Annotated in this window: 17 protein-coding genes; 12 read left to right on the top strand and 5 right to left on the bottom strand. The window is 68.1% G+C overall.

Annotation, left to right across the window (positions count from 1 at the left end; translation table 11 throughout):
* Both ABW137_RS34430 and ABW137_RS34435 read right to left on the bottom strand, forming a co-directional pair.
* Positions 1 to 481, bottom strand: a 481-nt coding sequence (locus ABW137_RS34430; protein ID WP_526407218.1) for an MBL fold metallo-hydrolase, incomplete at its 3' end; no start/stop codon positions are given.
* A 31-nt stretch (positions 482 to 512) separates the two neighbouring features.
* Positions 513 to 1,598, bottom strand: coding sequence for an S-(hydroxymethyl)mycothiol dehydrogenase (locus tag ABW137_RS34435; RefSeq protein ID WP_526407220.1), 1,086 nt, complete (start codon positions 1,596 to 1,598; stop codon positions 513 to 515).
* Between the two features lie 40 nt (positions 1,599 to 1,638).
* Between ABW137_RS34435 and ABW137_RS34440 the strand changes: the two genes are divergently transcribed.
* From ABW137_RS34440 to ABW137_RS34460, 5 genes are all read left to right on the top strand, one after another.
* Positions 1,639 to 1,770, top strand: a complete 132-nt coding sequence (locus ABW137_RS34440) for a hypothetical protein (protein WP_526407221.1) — start codon at positions 1,639 to 1,641, stop codon at positions 1,768 to 1,770.
* A 24-nt stretch (positions 1,771 to 1,794) separates the two neighbouring features.
* Positions 1,795 to 3,408 carry a LuxR C-terminal-related transcriptional regulator gene (locus ABW137_RS34445; RefSeq protein ID WP_526407223.1) on the top strand — a complete coding sequence of 538 codons (1,614 nt, stop codon included), beginning with the start codon at positions 1,795 to 1,797 and terminating at the stop codon, positions 3,406 to 3,408.
* Between the two features lie 95 nt (positions 3,409 to 3,503).
* The gene (locus tag ABW137_RS34450) at positions 3,504 to 4,553 is read left to right on the top strand and encodes a class I SAM-dependent methyltransferase (RefSeq protein WP_526407225.1); all 1,050 of its coding nucleotides are present in this window, start codon (positions 3,504 to 3,506) and stop codon (positions 4,551 to 4,553) included.
* A gap of 128 nt (positions 4,554 to 4,681) precedes the next feature.
* Positions 4,682 to 5,506 carry a serine hydrolase domain-containing protein gene (locus ABW137_RS34455; protein WP_526407227.1) on the top strand — a complete coding sequence of 275 codons (825 nt, stop codon included), beginning with the start codon at positions 4,682 to 4,684 and terminating at the stop codon, positions 5,504 to 5,506.
* 110 nt (positions 5,507 to 5,616) lie between these two features.
* Positions 5,617 to 6,129, top strand: a complete 513-nt coding sequence (locus tag ABW137_RS34460) for a DUF3145 family protein (RefSeq protein WP_526407229.1) — start codon at positions 5,617 to 5,619, stop codon at positions 6,127 to 6,129.
* 7 nt (positions 6,130 to 6,136) lie between these two features.
* Here the strand turns inward: ABW137_RS34460 and ABW137_RS34465 are convergent, their stop codons facing one another.
* The 3 genes from ABW137_RS34465 to ABW137_RS34475 are packed head-to-tail and all read right to left on the bottom strand — an operon-like array spanning position 6,137 to position 10,205.
* Positions 6,137 to 8,068 (bottom strand): helix-turn-helix domain-containing protein, encoded by a 1,932-nt coding sequence (locus tag ABW137_RS34465; RefSeq protein WP_526407231.1) that lies wholly within the window; start codon positions 8,066 to 8,068, stop codon positions 6,137 to 6,139.
* On the bottom strand, positions 8,065 to 8,877 hold the full coding sequence (locus ABW137_RS34470; RefSeq protein ID WP_526407233.1) for an SDR family NAD(P)-dependent oxidoreductase: 813 nt from the start codon (positions 8,875 to 8,877) through the stop codon (positions 8,065 to 8,067). The genes ABW137_RS34465 and ABW137_RS34470 overlap by 4 nt, the downstream gene beginning before the upstream one ends.
* A 2-nt stretch (positions 8,878 to 8,879) precedes the next feature.
* Positions 8,880 to 10,205, bottom strand: coding sequence for an MFS transporter (locus ABW137_RS34475; protein WP_526407235.1), 1,326 nt, complete (start codon positions 10,203 to 10,205; stop codon positions 8,880 to 8,882).
* A gap of 167 nt (positions 10,206 to 10,372) precedes the next feature.
* On the opposite strand from ABW137_RS34475, the gene ABW137_RS34480 reads away from it, so the two are divergent.
* From ABW137_RS34480 to ABW137_RS34510, 7 genes are all read left to right on the top strand, one after another.
* Positions 10,373 to 11,935 carry a class I adenylate-forming enzyme family protein gene (locus ABW137_RS34480; RefSeq protein WP_526407237.1) on the top strand — a complete coding sequence of 521 codons (1,563 nt, stop codon included), beginning with the start codon at positions 10,373 to 10,375 and terminating at the stop codon, positions 11,933 to 11,935.
* Between the two features lie 24 nt (positions 11,936 to 11,959).
* Positions 11,960 to 13,063 carry an alcohol dehydrogenase catalytic domain-containing protein gene (locus tag ABW137_RS34485; RefSeq protein WP_526407239.1) on the top strand — a complete coding sequence of 368 codons (1,104 nt, stop codon included), beginning with the start codon at positions 11,960 to 11,962 and terminating at the stop codon, positions 13,061 to 13,063.
* Positions 13,064 to 13,086: 23 nt separating this feature from the next.
* Entirely contained in the window at positions 13,087 to 13,551 is a 465-nt protein-coding gene (locus tag ABW137_RS34490) for an acyl-CoA thioesterase (protein WP_526407241.1), read from the top strand.
* The gene (locus ABW137_RS34495) at positions 13,548 to 14,720 is read left to right on the top strand and encodes a thiolase family protein (protein WP_526407243.1); all 1,173 of its coding nucleotides are present in this window, start codon (positions 13,548 to 13,550) and stop codon (positions 14,718 to 14,720) included. The genes ABW137_RS34490 and ABW137_RS34495 overlap by 4 nt, the downstream gene beginning before the upstream one ends.
* The gene (locus tag ABW137_RS34500) at positions 14,717 to 15,496 is read left to right on the top strand and encodes an enoyl-CoA hydratase/isomerase family protein (protein ID WP_526407245.1); all 780 of its coding nucleotides are present in this window, start codon (positions 14,717 to 14,719) and stop codon (positions 15,494 to 15,496) included. Before ABW137_RS34495 ends, ABW137_RS34500 begins: the two co-directional genes overlap by 4 nt.
* Complete coding sequence (locus ABW137_RS34505) at positions 15,489 to 16,889, top strand: aldehyde dehydrogenase family protein (protein ID WP_526407247.1); 1,401 nt, start codon at positions 15,489 to 15,491, stop codon at positions 16,887 to 16,889. The genes ABW137_RS34500 and ABW137_RS34505 overlap by 8 nt, the downstream gene beginning before the upstream one ends.
* A gap of 43 nt (positions 16,890 to 16,932) precedes the next feature.
* Positions 16,933 to 17,093, top strand: a 161-nt coding sequence (locus tag ABW137_RS34510; RefSeq protein ID WP_526407249.1) for an acyl-CoA dehydrogenase family protein, incomplete at its 3' end; no start/stop codon positions are given.

Below are 17,093 nucleotides of genomic sequence, written 5' to 3' on the forward strand. Positions count from 1 at the left end.
CGGAGTAGGACCGCCCGGTCGCACCGGGTCCGCCGCTGAAGAGGGTGTCGCCGCTGAACACCGCGCCGAGTTCGGGGGCGTACCAGCAAACCGAGCCTGGTGAGTGGCCGGGGGTGTGCATTGCGCGAAGTTCCACGTCCCCTGCCTGCAGCACCAGACCGGCGTCCACTGAGCGGAAGTCCTTGTCCGGATGCGTCATTCGCCACAGCACGTCGTCGGCCGGGTGCAGCAGAACGGGTGCATCGAGCGCCGCGCTGAGCTCGGGTGCCACGGTGACGTGGTCGTTGTGGCCGTGCGTGCACACCACGGCGACCACGTTGCGACCCCCGACGGCCTCGATGATCGGTGCCGCCGTGTGCGCGGCGTCGAACACCACGACGTCGGAGTCGTCCCCGACGATCCAGATGTTGTTGTCGACATCCCAACTGCCGCCGTCGAGTTCGAACTTGCCGCTGGTGACCAGCCGCTGGATGGCACCCATTAAAGCTCTCCCTTCGGCGCGCACGCGTTCATCACAGGATCACCACGGAGCGCAGGACCTCACCGGTGTGCATCTTGTGGAACGCGTCCTCGATGTCCTCCAGCCCGATGCGCTCGGAGACGAACTTCTCCAGCGGCAGCCTGCCCTGGCGGTAGAGGTTGATCAGGGTGGGGAAGTCACGCTCGGGCAGGCAGTCGCCGTACCAGGACGACTTCAGCGCGCCGCCGCGGGAGAAGAAGTCCACCAGCGGCATCTCCAACGTCATGTCCGGGGTGGGCACGCCTACCAGGACCACGGTGCCTGCCAGGTCGCGGGCGTAAAAGGCCTGTTTCCAGGTTTCCGGGCGTCCGACGGCGTCGATGACCACGTCGGCGCCGTTGCCGTCGGTGAGGTCCTGGATGGTTTCGACGATGTCGAACTCGGCGGCGTTGATGGTGTGGGTGGCGCCGAAGTCGCGGGCCCAGTTCAGCTTCTTCTCGTCGCGGTCCACGGCGATGATCGTCTTGGCCCCGACCAGGGCGGCGCCGGCGATGGCCGCGTCACCGACGCCGCCGCAGCCGATGACGGCGACGGTGTCGTCGCGGTTCACCGCGCCGGTGTTGATGGCCGCGCCGATGCCCGCCATCACGCCGCACCCGAGCAGGCCCGCCACGGCGGGGTCGGCTTCGGGATCGACCTTGGTGCACTGGCCCTCGTGGACGAGGGTCTTGTCGGCGAACGCGCCGACGCCCAGGGCGGGGGACAGTTCGGTGCCGTCGGTCAACGTCATCTTCTGAGCGGCGTTGTGGGTGTTGAAACACAGGTGCGGGCGGCCGCGTTTGCAGGCTCGGCACTGCCCGCAGACTGCGCGCCAGTTCAGGATGACGAAGTCTCCGACCTGCACGTTGGTCACGCCCTCGCCGATGGCTTCCACGGTGCCCGAAGCCTCGTGACCGAGCAGGAAGGGGTAGTCGTCGTTGATGCCGCCCTCTCGGTAGGTCAGGTCGGTGTGGCACACCCCGCACGCGATGATGTCGACCACCACCTCAGAAGGCCCCGGGTCGGGGATCACGATGTCGACCAACTCCACCGGCTGCTTCTTGGACCGCGAGATAACCCCACGCACTGTCTGACTCATGGGTACAAACTAGCGGCCGCAGTGAGCCGGTTGGGCGGTGATGCCCGCACTGGTTCCCTCCCAAGGCTCGCCACCGCTCGTCGACGCCTCGCGCGATCCCGCGCAGACGCCCAAACAGGTCGTCGACGGGTACGGGATGGGCCTGTCGAAGAGGCCCCTCGAACTCGTCTGAGCAGTACCGTTGAATGCGATCGACATGACACTCGAACTCGACAACCCCACCGAACTCCTGGCCGCGGCCCGGCTGGCGCACAGCAGGCGGGATTGGCACGCCAGCTACGGCGGGTTCAGCCGGGCCGGCGAAATCGGCCCGCTTGCCGCCGACGACCTCGACGCGATGTCGACGTCGGCCCTACGGCTCGGGTACGTCAAGGAATCCCTACGCCTGGCGGAGCTGGTCTTCGCCCGGTTGGCCAGGAGAGACCCGACCGCCGCTGCGATGAAGGCGGCCGAGGTGTCGCTGGCCTGGTTCTCCCGGGGCGACCTCAATATCGGCGAGGCTTGGATGAACCGTGCCCGTCGGCTGCTCGACGGTGCCCCAGAGGGCAGCGCGCACGGCTACCTCGCCTACCTAGTGGCGATTCATGCGGTGATGCAGCGTCGACTCGACGGCCTGCCGGACCGGGTGCGCGAACTGGACGAGATCAGCGCGCGGCTCGACGATCCCGCACTGACGGCCCTCGCCTTCGTCGCGAGGGGGATCGAGGCGATGCTGGACGGCCGGATGGCCGAGGCTTACCGGCTGATCGACGAGGCGATGCTGCCGGTACTCGCCGATCAGGTGCCCATCGAGTGGGCGGGCGACATCTACTGCATGGTGCTGCACCACTGCCACATCGTCGCCGACCTGCCGCGGATGCGGGCCTGGACGCTGTCGATGGCGCAATGGTGTGAGGTCGCAGGGTCCCTGCCATACGGCGGGGTGTGCGAGGTGCACCGGCTGCAACTGCAGGACGGCGCCGACGACTACCGGCAGATCGAGCACCGGTTGGTCACGGTCAGCAGCAATCTGGCGCCCGTCAACAGCTGGGCGGCTGCCGAGGGGTTCTATCAACTTGGCGAGGTGCGACGGTTGCTCGGGGACGTCGACGGTGCGCAGGCGGCCTTCGCCAAGGTCCGTGAGCTCGGGATGGAACCGCAGCCGGGTGAGGCTCTGCTGCGCTGCGGACAGGGTGACAAGGAGACCGCGTGGACGGGGCTGCGCGTCGCGCTGGTGGGACTGCATGCCATCGACAGAATGCGTCTGCTGCGCGGCGCCGTCCAGGTCGCGCTGGCCAGAGACGACCTCGTCGAGGCCGAACGTCATTGCCGCGAACTGGAATCCGGTGCCCAGGTATTCGGCACACCGGGGTTCATGGCGTTTGCCGCGCATGCCCGTGGCGCGCTGCTCGTCCGTCGTGGCGAGCACGGCGCCGCCGTCACCGCGCTGGAATCGGCGCTTCGCGAATATCGCGCGCAGCAGTGCCGTTACGAGATGGCCGAGGTGTACGAGTGGATGGCGCTGGCCCACCGCGGGCTCGGCGACGACACCACTGCCGCGGCCGACGTCGCCACCGCGGGCAACATCTACGACCAGCTCGGCGTGGAGCCCGCAGGCATCTGCGGAAACGAGACCCCCGGCCGTCTGACCAAGCGCGAAATCGACATCATCCGCCGCATCGCCGCCGGCGCCTCCAACCGTGACGTCGGCAAGCAGCTCTACATCAGCGAGAAGACGGTCAGCCGTCATCTCGCCAACGTCTACGCCAAGCTCGACGTCTCCTCGCGCACCGCAGCCGTGGCATGGGCGCATCAGAACAACGTGCTCTGAGACCCTTCGTCTACACACTTTCGCCCACGGGGCGACCGCGGAAATACACCTTTCGCCCGATGTCGCGGTCTGCCCCGTCGTCCTAGCGTCGAATCATGACTGCGACCGAAGAATTCGCCGCCCGCATCGCGGGCACCATCGACGGGGCAAGCGTCGCCATCCTGCTCAGCATCGGGCACCAGACCTCGCTGTTCGACAGAATGGCCGACCTGCCACCCGCGACCAGCACCCAGATCGCGGACGCCGCGGGCCTCGACGAACGCTATGTGCGCGAATGGCTCGGCGGAGTGACCGTCGCCCAGATCGTCGACTACGACCCTGCGACACAGACCTATTGGCTGCCCGCGGAGCGCGCCGCCGTCCTGATCCGCGCCGCGGGTCCGGACAACCTGGCCCGCGTCGCTCAGTTCATCCCGCTGCTCGGCGAGGTCGAACAGAAGGTGATCGGCTGCTTCACGGCCGGCGGCGGGCTCTCGTACGCCGACTACCCGCGGTTCCACACACTGATGGCCGAAATGAGCAACGAGGTGTTCGACGCCGCCCTGGTCGACGTCGTCCTCCCTCTCGCCGACGGGCTGACCGACAAGCTGCTCGACGGCGCCGAGGTTGCCGACATCGGTTGTGGGAGTGGACATGCCATCAACGTGTTGGCGCGGGCGTTCCCCGCGAGCAAGTTCACCGGCATCGACTTCTCAAGGGAGAGCGTGGCGGCGGGCGCGGCCGAAGCTGCCCGGTTGGGCCTCGGCAACGCCTCCTTCCTGGTGCGGGACGTGGCCGAACTCGACATCGACGACGGGTATGACCTCGTCACGGCATTCGATGCGATCCACGACCAGGCCAGGCCTGCGCGCGTGCTCGAGGAGATCTACCGCGCGCTGCGCCAAGGGGGCACGTTCCTGATGGTCGACATCAAGGCCTCGAGCAGCCTGGAGGACAACGTCGGCGTGCCGATGGCACCGTACCTGTACGCCGTGTCGACGATGCACTGCATGAGTGTGTCCCTCGGGCTCGACGGGGCAGGCCTCGGCACGGTGTGGGGCCGCCAGCTCGCCACCTCGATGCTCGGCGACGCCGGATTTCGCGACATCAGGGTCGCCGAGATCGGGTCGGATCCGTTCAACGACTACTACGTCGCCTCCAAGTAGCGACTTCCGGTCGACGATTCGCGTGGCCGGCACCCCAAATGGGAGGGATACGACGATGCCGTTCGTCAACGTCCGTTCGTCGACGTCGAGGTGATCGCGGCGGGACAACCCGTCTAGGCTGCTTCGGCATGCCCGCTCTGGATGCACTCTCCGATTGGCCGGTCCCGACCGCTGCAGCCGCGGTCGTCGGGACTTCCGGTGTGTTGGCCGAATTCGGCGACACCGGTCGCAGGTTCGCGCTGGCGTCGGTGACCAAGCCTCTTGTCGCCCGCGCCGCCCAGGTGGCCGTCGAGGAGGGCGTGGTCGAGCTGAACACGCCTGCGGGACCACCCGGATCGACGGTGCGTCATCTGCTGGCCCACACGTCGGGTCTATCGATGCGCTCCGCCGACGTCATCGTCGAACCGGGCAAGCGCAGGATCTACTCGAACGAGGGCTTTGCCGTGCTGGCAGCCGTCGTACAGCAGGCCTCGGAGATCCCTTTCGACCAATATCTGGCCGAGGCCGTCTTCGAGCCCCTCGGCATGACGTCCTCCGAGCTGTCGGGCGGGGCGGAGGCGGCCGGTTACGGGGGCCACTCGACGGTGGCCGACCTGGTCGCATTCGCGGGTGAGTTGCTGCGGCCGCAATTGGTGTCCGAGGAGATGCACGCCGACTCGATCGGCGTGCAGTTCCCCGGTCTTGACGGGGTCCTGCCGGGCTACGGCGCCCAACGACCGAACGACTGGGGACTCGGATTCGAGATCCGCGACACCAAGTCGCCACACTGGACGGGTTCGGCAAACTCGGCGAGGACGTTCGGTCACTTTGGTCAATCGGGCACGTTCATCTGGGTCGATCCCGCCGTTGAGCTGGCCCTTGTCGTGCTGACCGACCGCGACTTCGACCGGTGGGCGCACCCGCTGTGGCCGGCGATCTCTGATGGAGTGCTGAGAGAATTCGGGCCACACTAGCGCAACGCCTGCCCCACAGGGCACAATAGACACGCACGAAACAACTGCAACTTTTCGGAATCACTAGGTCGTTGGGGAAGACGTCCCTTTTGGAGCCGAAGGAGCAGATGATGCGTGCGTCGAATCAGTTCGCCGACGTGACGACTGGTGTGGTGTACGTCCACGCCTCGCCCGCGGCGGTATGCCCACACGTGGAGTGGGCCCTTTCGTCGACCCTGTCGGCGCGAGCCAACCTCAAGTGGACGCCGCAACCCGCCATGCCCGGGCAACTGCGCGCCGTCACCAACTGGGTCGGTCCCGTGGGGACCGGCGCAGCCCTGGCCAATGCGCTGCGGTCGTGGTCGGTGCTGCGCTTCGAGGTCACCGAGGACCCCAGTGAGGGTGTCGACGGCCATCGCTGGTGCCACACTCCACAGCTAGGACTGTGGAGCGGGGTGATGAGTGCCAACGGCGACGTGATGGTCGGCGAGCTCCGGTTGCGAGGGCTCATGGCCTCGGGGGCAGACACCCTGGCCGCCGAACTCGACACCGTTCTGGGCACGGCCTGGGACGAGGCGCTGGAGGAGTTCCGCGGAGGCGGCGACACCGGTGAACTCACCTGGTTGAACCGGGGCGTCGGCTAGGTCGCCCCTAGAGGGACGTGCGCCAGTCGTTCGTAGAGGCGTTCGCGTAGGCGCGCAGCTGCAGGGCGATCCGCAGTCGAAGCGCGTGCGGCTCGGACTGCCAGTCCGGCCCGAGGATCCGGCACACCCGGTCGAGGCGTTTGACGATGGTGTTGTGGTGCACGTACATGCCGCGGGCCGTGGCGGCGACGTTGGTCCCGTTGGCGTAGAAGGACTCGAGGGTGGCCAGCAGGTCTGCGCTGTGCTCCTCGTCGTAAGCCGCCAGCCTGCCGAGCACGTCGTCGATGAAGTCCCGCAACTCGTGCTCCCGGCCCGGCGTGAACAGCATGGAGTACAGCGCGAATTCACGCGTCGTCGCGGCGACACTCCGCTGGCCGAGGCCGCGCAGCAACGCGAGGCACCGGCGGGCCGCGACAAAGGAATCCGGAAGGTCACCGCGCATGGCGTCGACGGGAGAGGACGCGCAGACGACGGCGGGGATCGACAGCTCGTCGGTCAGGCGATGACGGATGGTTTCTGCAGCACGACCGGGGTCCCTAGCGGGCAGCACCACCGAGACGGCGCCATTGTGCTCGCCACCGATGCCACCAAGGCGGCGAGCGAACTCGGAGATCACCCGCCGGGTGCGCACCAGATGCTCCGGCGGCACCGCGACCGCGATCGCGACCAGGTCATGGTCCAGTGACAATCCGCGCGCATCGGCGCGCAAGCGGATTGCCTCGGACAGCGGATGGCGGGATTCGAGGATCTCGTGGAGCAGCTCGCCGCGGACCTCCTCCTCGGCCTCGACCAACGCCTGTTGCCGCAGCGCGAGCAATGCGACGATGTCCGCCGCCCGCTCGAAGGTGCCGCGCCGCAGCGGGGTGAACTCGTCGGCGTTCTCCAGGACGAGGGCGCCGACGTACGAGTTGCCGGCGCTGAGGGCCACCACGTGACGCCACCCCGTGTCACCCAATTCGGCACTGTCCGTTATGCCGCTGCGGTGGCACTCCCTGGCCACCGCCAACATCTCGGGCGACGGCTCGCGACCGTCACCGGCGGCCTTGCTCGCCGCGGACAACCGATCGCTGGAGTCGACCATCAGCAGCGTGCCGCGGAAGAACGTCGACATCGCCTCGACGATGTCACCGAAACCCCCACCGTCGGCCACCAGGCGGACGAGGTCGCCCTGAAGCCGAGCCGCCCGTTCGAGCTCGGACTTGTTCTCCCCGATCTCGCGCGCCGTTTCCCGCAGACCCTCGAAGGACTGCGCGTTCTCGATGGCCAACGACGCGAGATCGGCGAGCTCCTGGAGCACCGCGACCTCCTGGGTGCCGAAGGCACGCTCGACGCGGTTGGCGGCGTAGAGGATTCCCGCCGCCACGCCCTGAACGATCAGGGGAATGCCGAGGACCGACTTCAGCGCATCCTCGGTCAACGCCGAGTCGACGAACTGATCGTGCTCGAAGTCGTTCGACTCCAGGTAGTTCCGCGTCCAGAACGGCGCGCCGCTCTCGTAGATGCGTGCCACCATGCCATGGCCGTCCTGGACGCGGATGTGCTTGAAGTTGGGGCTCTGCAGCCCGACGCTGGCCTTGATGTAGCTCCATCCGGTGCCCCGTTCGCTGAGCAGCAGGTACGTCGCGTCCGCCGACGGGATCAACGCGTGGGCGTTCTGCACGATCGCCTCGAGCACCTCGTCGGTGTTGCGGACCCGAGCCAGATCCACGGCGATGTCATGCAGCGCAGAGAGTTCGGCGCCCCGCCTGCGCTGGTATTCGAGGAGGTCGTGAACGCGCCGGACCGATGCCTGCACCTCGTTGCGGCGCTCCTCGGTCGACATCGACTCCAGAAGCGTGACCAGCTTGTTGGCCACGTCGTGGACGCGGCTGGTGTCCCGGTCGCCAACCAGGCTGTCCAGCACGTCCCGTATGGCGACGGGGATTCCGTCGTCGGTCACCGAGGTGTCATCCGCATGCCTGCGTCCAATCTGATGCATTCCGCATTGAGGTAGGGGTTGGCGACGATGTGTTCGACGAGTGCGGCGAATTCGTCTGGTGCGCCCATCCTTCGCGGTTCCAGGATCATCTCGAGTAGCGAGTCCTGCACCTTGTCGGTCATCCCGGCCACCATCGCCGTTCCGAACATCCCTGGTGCGATCGCGTTGACGCGGATTCCCTTGCCAGCCAGGTCGCGGGCGAGGGGTAGCAGCATTCCGATCACGCCGGCTTTGCTTGCGCTGTACCCGGATTGGCCGACCTGGCCGTCGTACGCAGCGCCGGAGGCGGTCAGCACGACGACCCCGCGCTCGCCCCCGGGATTTCCCCCGTCGCTTCGCTCGCCCCCGGGATTTCCCCCGTCGCTTCGCTCGCCCCCGGGATTGTCCAGCATCGCCGCCACCGCCACGCGCACGACGTTGAACGTGCCGACGAGGTTCACCTCGATGGTGCGGCGGAAGCCGTCCAGCGAGGCCGCGACGCCGCGGCTGACGACCTTGGCTGCAGGCGCGATGCCCGCACACGCCACCGCGAGGTGCACGGCGCCGAACTCGTCGACGACGCGGTCCAGTGCGGACTCCGCCTGCTCCGCCGACGTCACGTCGACCGTGAGGGCCAGTCCGCCAATGGCATTCGCGGTCGCCGCGGCGGCCTCGGCGTTGGCATCCCACACTGCGACCCGCGCACCCCCGTCGGCCAGTCGCAGTGCGGTGGCCCGCCCGAGACCTGACCCACCACCGGTGACGATCGCGGTCTTGTCCTTGAGATCCATGGTCAGACCGCCTCGACCACTTCTTGGTCGTGCAGCGTGCGCCGGTCGGAGGTTTCGACGAGTGCCCGGGTGCAGACGATGCTGAGCAGCGCGAGAAGGGCGAGCATGACGCCGACCGCGAAGCTGCCGAACGCCTCGGTCAGCACGGGCGCCAGTAGCGGCGGCAGCGCGCCACCGATGATGCCACCCAGGTTGTAGCCGGTGCCCGCACCGGTGTACCGGTACCTGGTCTCGAACAGCTCCGGCAGGAACGCGCCCACCGGGCCGAATGCGAACCCGTACAACACCAGGGTGCCGGTCAGGGCGATACCGAACGCGATGCCGCCGCCGAGGTCAAGGAGGGGAAACACCAGGAGCGACCAGACGAGCGCGGCGACACCGGTTCCCATGATGACGCGTCGTCGTCCCAGCCGGTCCGACAGACGGCCGCCGACGACCACCGCGATCGCCGTGAACAGCGCGGCCACGATCCCCAGCGACAGGACGGTCGCACGTGTCAAGCCCGCGACCCCGGTGCCGTAGGAGGTGAAGTACGCCGAGCCCATGTAGAACAGCGAGAACAGAATGCCCATCAATCCGGCCGACAACAGCACCTCGCGAAGCTGGTTGCGCATCACGCCTGCGAAGGGTGACTGGCCTGCCGGGCCCGCTCTCCCGGCGCGCTGGGCATCACGGAAGACGGGCGTCTCCTCGATCGACACGCGGACCCAGAGGCCGAGAATGACCAGGATGGCGCTGGCTAGAAACGGTACGCGCCAACCGAATTCGACGAACGCGCCGTCGGTGGTGCCCAGCACCAGGTCGCTGACGAGGAATGTACCGCTGGACAGGGCAAATGCCAATGCGCCGCCCAGTTGCGGGAAGACTGCATAGAACCCGCGCTTGCCGGGAGGGGCATATTCCGCGGTGAGCAGGTTGGCCCCAGCCCATTCGCCGCCGACGGCCAGACCCTGGATGAAGCGCAGCGCCACCAAGGCGATGGGCGCCGCCACTCCGACCGTCGACGCGGTGGGCAACAACCCGACCGTGACAGTGGCGAAGCCCATCAGCAGAAGCGTGGTGATCAGCGTGCGCTTGCGGCCGATCTTGTCGCCGAAGTGACCGAACACGATCGCGCCGAGGGGGCGGGCGACGAATGCGACGGCGAACGTGGCAAACGCGGCGACGGTCCCCGCCGTCGCACCCAGTGCGGGGAAGAACACGATCGGGAACACCAGCGCTGCGGCGGTGCCGTAGATGAAGAAGTCGTAATACTCAATGGTGGTGCCGATGCAGCTGGCCAACGCCACGCGTCTCATCTGAGACTTCTCGGTGTGTACTTCGGTCATGACGTGCGTGCCTTTCCACTGACTCGGACGGCCGACGGCCATCCCACTGGCGTCAGCATCCGGCACTCCGGAGCGGTGTGGCACGTCACAATCGCACACCATTGTGACTCCGTCGGTGGGTAATTCAGACATCGTCGTCGAGGCGTCGACTTCCTAGCGTATGAGTCGTGAGTCACTCAGCGATTGAGCTCCCCAGCGTGAACGCACTGATCGTCTCCGCTCTTCAGCAGTTTCCCGACCGCGTCGCATTCGCCCAGGGAGACCGCACCATCACGTACCGACAGGCCGCCGACCTCACCGCGCGCCTCGTCGCCGCACTGAAGGTGCGTGGCGTTGGGCCGGGCCGCGTCGTCGGAATCCTGGCGGCCAACGGTCCCGAGGCCTGGCTGACCCAGAGCGCCGTGCAGCTCCTCGGCGGCATCACGGTCGGTCTACACGCGAAGGCGTCCATCGAGGACCACGCATACGTCTGCCGAGACGCCGGCCTCGCGCTGCTCGTCACCGACGAGAAGTTCGCCGAGCCCGCCGCCATGGCGGTCACCGCGGCCGGTGTCGACGTGCCGCTCGCCGTGCTCGGCGCCTCTCCCGATCACCCCGACCTGCTCGCCGAGGCGGGCACCCAGTCCGGCGGTCGGCTGGTGGCGGGGCCGACCCGCAGCTGCGACCTCGTCGAGATCCTCTACACCGGTGGGACGACGGGCCGCTCCAAGGGCGTCATGCAGACGCACCGGGCCCGCAGCGCGATCACGCTGCTGGCACCCATGGCCTACGAATTGCCCTTGGCCCCAGTGTATCTCGCATGCTCACCGATCACCCATGCCGCAGCTCACTTCGTGCTACCGACCCTGTTGCGGGGTGGCACCGTGGTCTTGACCGACGGTTTCGACCCCGACGAGTTCGCCACCACGGTGCAGCGCCGTCGGGTGAACCTCACGTTCGCGGTGCCGTCGATGATCTACAAGCTGCTCGACCACCTCGGCGATGGCGTCGAACTGCCCAGCCTGCAACGCCTTGTCTACGGTGCGTCGCCGATGTCGGGCAGCAGACTCGCCGAGGGCCACGCACGCTTCGGCGACGTCTTCACCCAGATCTACGGCCAGACCGAGACATTGGCGCTCGGCACCGTGCTGCGCTCCGACGAGCACGACTTCACCGATCCAGCCCGGCTCGCGTCCTGCGGTCGCGTCGTGCCGGGAATGAGCCTGGCACTGCTGGACGACGACGGACGCCAGGTGCCGGACGGCGAGATGGGTGAGATCTGTCTGCGCGGGCCCGGTGTCATGGCCGGCTATCTCGGCCAACCCGACGTCACCGCCGAGGCGCTGGCAGGCGGTTGGTTGCACACCGGCGACATGGCCCGCGCCGACGACCAGGGTTACCTCACGATCGTTGACCGCAAGAAGGACTTCATCATCAGCGGCGGTTTCAACGTCTACTCGCGCGAGGTCGAGGACATCCTGACCGCGCATCCCGCCGTCGCCACGGCTGCCGTCGTCGGCGTCCCCGACCCGGTGTGGGGCGAAGCGGTCAAGGCGGTCATCGTGCTGCGCTCGGGCCATCACGTCGACACCGACGAATTGGCCGCCGCGGTGCGCGCGGCCAAGGGGCCGGTCGCGACGCCGAAGTCCTTCGACGTCGTCGACGACCTGCCCGTCACCGCGCTCGGCAAGACCGACAAGAAGATTCTGCGAGCCCGCTATTGGCGTGACCGGGACCGCGCCGTCAACTAGCCAGACACCAGGAGGGACACACTCGTGCAGATCACCGGAGCCGTACTCGAGGAGATCGGTCGCCCCCGCAACTTTGCCGAATCACGGCCATTGACCGTGGGATCGGTCGAACTCGCCGACCCGGGCCACGGCGAAGTGCTCGTCGCAATCGAGGCGGCGGGAGTCTGCCACTCGGACCTGTCGGTGGTCGACGGAAATCGCCGTCGACCCACGCCGATGCTCCTCGGCCACGAGGCGTGCGGACGCGTCGTCCAAATCGGTTCCGGCGTAGCCGGTTTCGAAGTTGGCCATCGGGTGGTGATGACGTTCCTGCCGCGATGCGGGGAGTGCGAAGGGTGCGCGAGCGACGGTGTCCGACCATGCCTGCCAGGATCGGCCGCGAACACCGCGGGCACGCTGCTCGGGGGCGGTAGCCGACTGCGCCGCGACGGCCAGACCGTGCACCATCACCTCGGTGTGTCGGCGTTCGCCACCCACGCCGTCGTCGACGTGCACTCGCTGGTACGCGTCGGTGACGACGTGCCCCCCGACGTCGCCGCAGTGATGGGGTGCGCGGTGCTCACCGGCGGGGGAGCCGTCGTCAACGTCGGCCGTCCGCTGGCCGGTGACACGGTCGTGGTCGTCGGCCTTGGGGGCGTGGGCATGGCGGCGGTGCTGACCGCACTCGCGCACGATGGTGTCACGGTCATCGCCGTAGACCCCCGGCCCGAGAAGCAGGACATCGCAAGCTCATTCGGCGCCGTGGCGTTCGGCCCAGCCGAAGCCACCGACGCAGGTGTCCGCGGCAGGGTGGTGGTGGAGGCCGCGGGCAGCATCCGGGCACTGGCCACCGCCGTCGACCTGACCGGTCCCGGCGGCACCACGGTGACGGTCGGACTACCCGCCCCGCAAGCGCGCCTTGAGATCTCACCGACGGCACTGGTCGCCGAGGGCCGCGCCCTGGTGGGCAGCTACCTGGGCTCGACGGTGCCCAGCCGCGACATCCCGCGGTTCGTCGAGATGTGGCGGGCGGGCCGGTTGCCGGTCGAACGCCTGATCTCGTCGCACATCGACCTCGGCGACATCAATCAAGCGATGGACCACCTCGCCGACGGCGAGGCCCTACGGCAGGTGGTGACGCTTTCATGACCTCACCTACCAATGGGGACACGATGACTGCTCAGACGCGACGGTCTCGCGACACGCACCACACCGTCCGGAGGCTATCAACGCGTTTTGCCGACAACGACGTCCTCGGTCACATCAACAACGCCACCTACTACGCATACTTCGACACCGCCATCAACGGTTGGCTGTACGAGCTCGCCGGGGGTCCCACCTGGGAGCTCCCCGGCCTCGCCGTCGTCGCCAGTTCGTCGTGTGACTACCTGCGTGAGGTCCACTACCCGCAGGATCTCCTCATCGGCCTTCGGGTCGCCCGCCTCGGCACCAAGAGCATCGCTTACGAGCTCCACCTGTGGGCGGCAGGCGACCCACCGGGGGAGATCCGGGCCCGCGGACGCTGGGTCCACGTCTACATCGATCCGGCGACCCGCGCAACGGTGGCCATCCCACCGAGGTTGCGCGCGGCCATCGGGAATGCCATCGCATCCATCGAGACAGAGGAAAGACCATGAACGTCAACATCATCGGGACGGGATTGACCGCCTTCGGCAAGTTCCCCGACCGGTCCGTCACCGACCTCACCAATGAGGCTCTCGGTGACGCCCTGGCCGACGCGGGCTGCGATCCGAGCGAAGTGGGATTCGTCGCCTTCGGCAACGCCGTCAGCTCGGTCATCACCGGGCAGGCCATGATCCAGGGTCAGCTCGCCCTGGCCGCCACCCCGCTGGCCGGATCGATGATCATCAACGTCGAGAACGCCTGCGCCACCAGCTCGAGTGCCGTCCAGACCGCCGTCATGGCAGTGCGCTCCGGTCTGACCGACGTCGCGGTCGCGATCGGCGTCGAAAAGATGGCCCACCCCGACAAGCAGCGGGCCTTCGAGGCGCTCGGCGCAGCGCTCGACGTCACCGTCCCCGTGGCCGAGGGCAGCACCCGCGCCTCGGTGTTCATGAGCCTGTACGCCGCCCAGGCGCGGGAGTACATGGCGCGCAGCGGCGCCCCGGCCGAGGCGTTCGCCGAGGCTGCGGCCCAGGCCTTCGCCAATGGCGCGCTGAACCCGAAGGCCCAGTACCGCACGCCGTACACGGTGGAGCAGATCCTCGACGCGCGCGTGATCGCCGATCCATTGACCCTGCTGATGTGTTCACCCGTGGGGGACGGTGCCGCGGTCGTCGTGGTGGCCAACGAGGCCGGGACACGAAGGGCCACGGGCGATCCGGTCCGGATCCTCGGCGGGGCCGTGCGGTCGGGACGGCCCGGCGACGGTGGCGATCTGGTGCGCCTCACCGCCAGCGCTGCCTACGACCGCGCCGGCATCACCACAAACCGAGTAGACGTGGTAGAGCTGCACGACGCCGCCAGCTCGGCCAAGCCGATCATCCTCGAAGAACTCGGTTTCGCCGACCACGGCACGGGGTGGAAGCGAATCCTCAACGGCGACACCGCCCTTGGGGGCTCGCTACCGGTCAATCCGAGTGGCGGGCTGGTCAGCCGAGGGCATCCGATCGGCGCCACCGGGTGTGCCCAGCTGGTCGAGCTGGCCGACCAACTGCGCGGACGGGCGCGAGACCGGCAGGTGCCAAACGCGCGCATCGCGGTCGCCGAGACGCTGGGCGGGGCCATCGAGACCGAGCCCTACACGGCCGCGGCGTGCGCGGTGACGGTGCTGGGGGCGATATGACCGGCGTCGGCGTTCGGCGGGAGGGGCACCTTCTGGTGGTCACCCTCGACGAGCCGCGCACTCGCAACGCGATGACCCAGCGGATGGCCCACCAGGTCGGCGCCGCGATGGACGAGTTGGACCAAGACGACACGCTGCGTGCCGGCATCATCACCGGGGCGGGCGGATTCTTCTGTGCGGGGCAGAATCTCGCCGACGCCGACGAAGGCAGATTCGCCAGGACCGACTCGCGCGGCTGGTGGGGTTTCGCCTCACGCCCACCGCGCAAGCCGCTGATCGCAGCCGTCGACGGGATGGCGCTGGGTGGCGGCTTCGAGATCGCCCTCTGCTGCGACCTGATCGTCGCGGGTGGGACCACGGAGTTCGGCCTGCCCGAGGTCGGCCGCGGCATGGTCGCCGTCGGCGGCGGCCTCACCCGGCTTCCCCGGCGGGTGCCCTACCACCTGGCCGTCCTGATGGCGTTGACCGGAGAGCGGGTCAGCGCCCGCACCCTGGCCGGGCATGGGTTGGTGGCCCGAATCGTCGAGAGTGGACCGGCCTTGGCGGGCGCAGTCGAGCTCGGCCGCGCGATCATCGAGCATCCGCGCACCGCGGTGGGGCACACCCTCGACGTCATTCGGGTGGCAGGTGCATCCGACCTCGGCACGTCGATCCTGCACCAGGATTCGCGGGTCAGCGTCGACGAGCTTCGCCTCACCCCCGACTACCGCGAGGGCGTCGCGAGCTTCAAGGAGAAGAGACCACCCCGCTGGCTGAGAGGAGCAACGCATGACTGACCTGGGTCTGTTGATCGACGGCGAGCTGGTGGTCCCGGACCGACAACTGGACGTCGTCAACCCCGCAACGGGCGGCATCTTCCGCGCCGTACCACGAGCCAACGCCACCCACGTCGAGCAAGCGGTGGCGGCGGCCAAGCGGGCGTTCCCGGCGTGGCGGGACACCCCGTTGGCGCAGCGTCGCCAGAGCGTGCTCGCGTTGGCCGAGGCGATCGACGCCCGTCGGCGGGAATTCGCCGAGACACTCGTCGGTGAGCAGGGAAAGCCGCTCGCGCAGGCCCTCGGCGAAGTCGACTGGACCACGGACTTCCTCCGCGGGTACGCAAGCATCGACGTGCCCGTCGACGTCATCCTCGACGACGACACCCACCGGATGGAGACCCACTACCGACCCCTCGGCGTGGTGGTGGGCATCGCGCCGTGGAACTTTCCGCTCTTCCTCCTGACGTTGAAGCTCGGCGCGGCGACGCTGGCGGGCAACACCTTCATCGCCAAGCCGGCGCCGAGTACGCCGGTGACGATGCTGATGGTCGGCGAACTGGCCCGCGACGTCTTTCCCGCAGGGGTGGTGAACGTCTTGGTGGACGCCAACGACCTCGGACCAACGCTGGTGGAACACCCTGCGGTTGCGAAGATTTCGTTCACCGGTTCGACGGCGACCGGCAGGAAGATCGCCCAGAGTGCGGCCGCGACGCTCAAGAAGGTCTCGCTGGAGCTCGGTGGCAACGATGCGGCGCTCGTGCTCGACGACGTCGATGTGGACGACGTCGCCCAGAAGCTCTTCGACGCCGCCTTCCTGAACGCCGGTCAGGTCTGCATCGCGGTCAAGCGGGTCTACGCGGCCAACGCGGTGTACGAGGAACTGTGCGACGCGCTGGGCAAGATCGCCCGCGACGCGGCGCTGGGAGCGGGTACCGAGGCAGGCGTCACGGTCGGTCCCGTCCAGAACGCGCAGCAGTTCGAGAAGGCGAAGGGCTTTCTGGAGCATGCGAATCGAGACGGCACCGTGCTGGCGGGTGGTCACGTGCGCGGCGATGGTTACTTCGTCGAGCCCACCGTGGTCACTGACATCGGCGCACACAGCGCACTGGTTCGGGAGGAGCAGTTCGCGCCGATCCTGCCCGTCGTGCGCTTCGACGATCTCGACGACGCCATCGACGAGATCAACGCCTCGCCCTTCGGGCTGGGCGGGTCGGTCTGGTCGGGTGACGTCGCGCGCGCCTACGAGGTCGCCCAGCGTCTGGACACCGGGACCGTGTGGGTCAACCATCACCTGCACCTGCACCCGATGGTGCCCGTCGGTGGTGCGAAGGAGTCGGGCAACGGCATCGACTACGGCATCGAGGGTCTCAAGCAGTACACCCAGGCCACCGTCATCCGGATCCCGAAGTAAGCCGACGAACCGACTGAACGTCGCACCACCCCAGGAGAACACGATGCCCGCTGACCGTCTGCTACCCGACCAAACCTCCCGCGACCTGATGGACATGGTGCGCGACGTGTGCCGATCGGAACTGGCGCCCCGCGCTGCCGACGCCGAAGCGGCCGAGGAGTTTCCCCGCGAGACCTTCCGGCTGCTCGGCAAGCTCGGAATCCT

Origin of the sequence: Mycobacterium sp., assembly GCF_040509115.1 — a bacterium.
Classification (GTDB): Bacteria; Actinomycetota; Actinomycetes; order Mycobacteriales; family Mycobacteriaceae; genus Mycobacterium.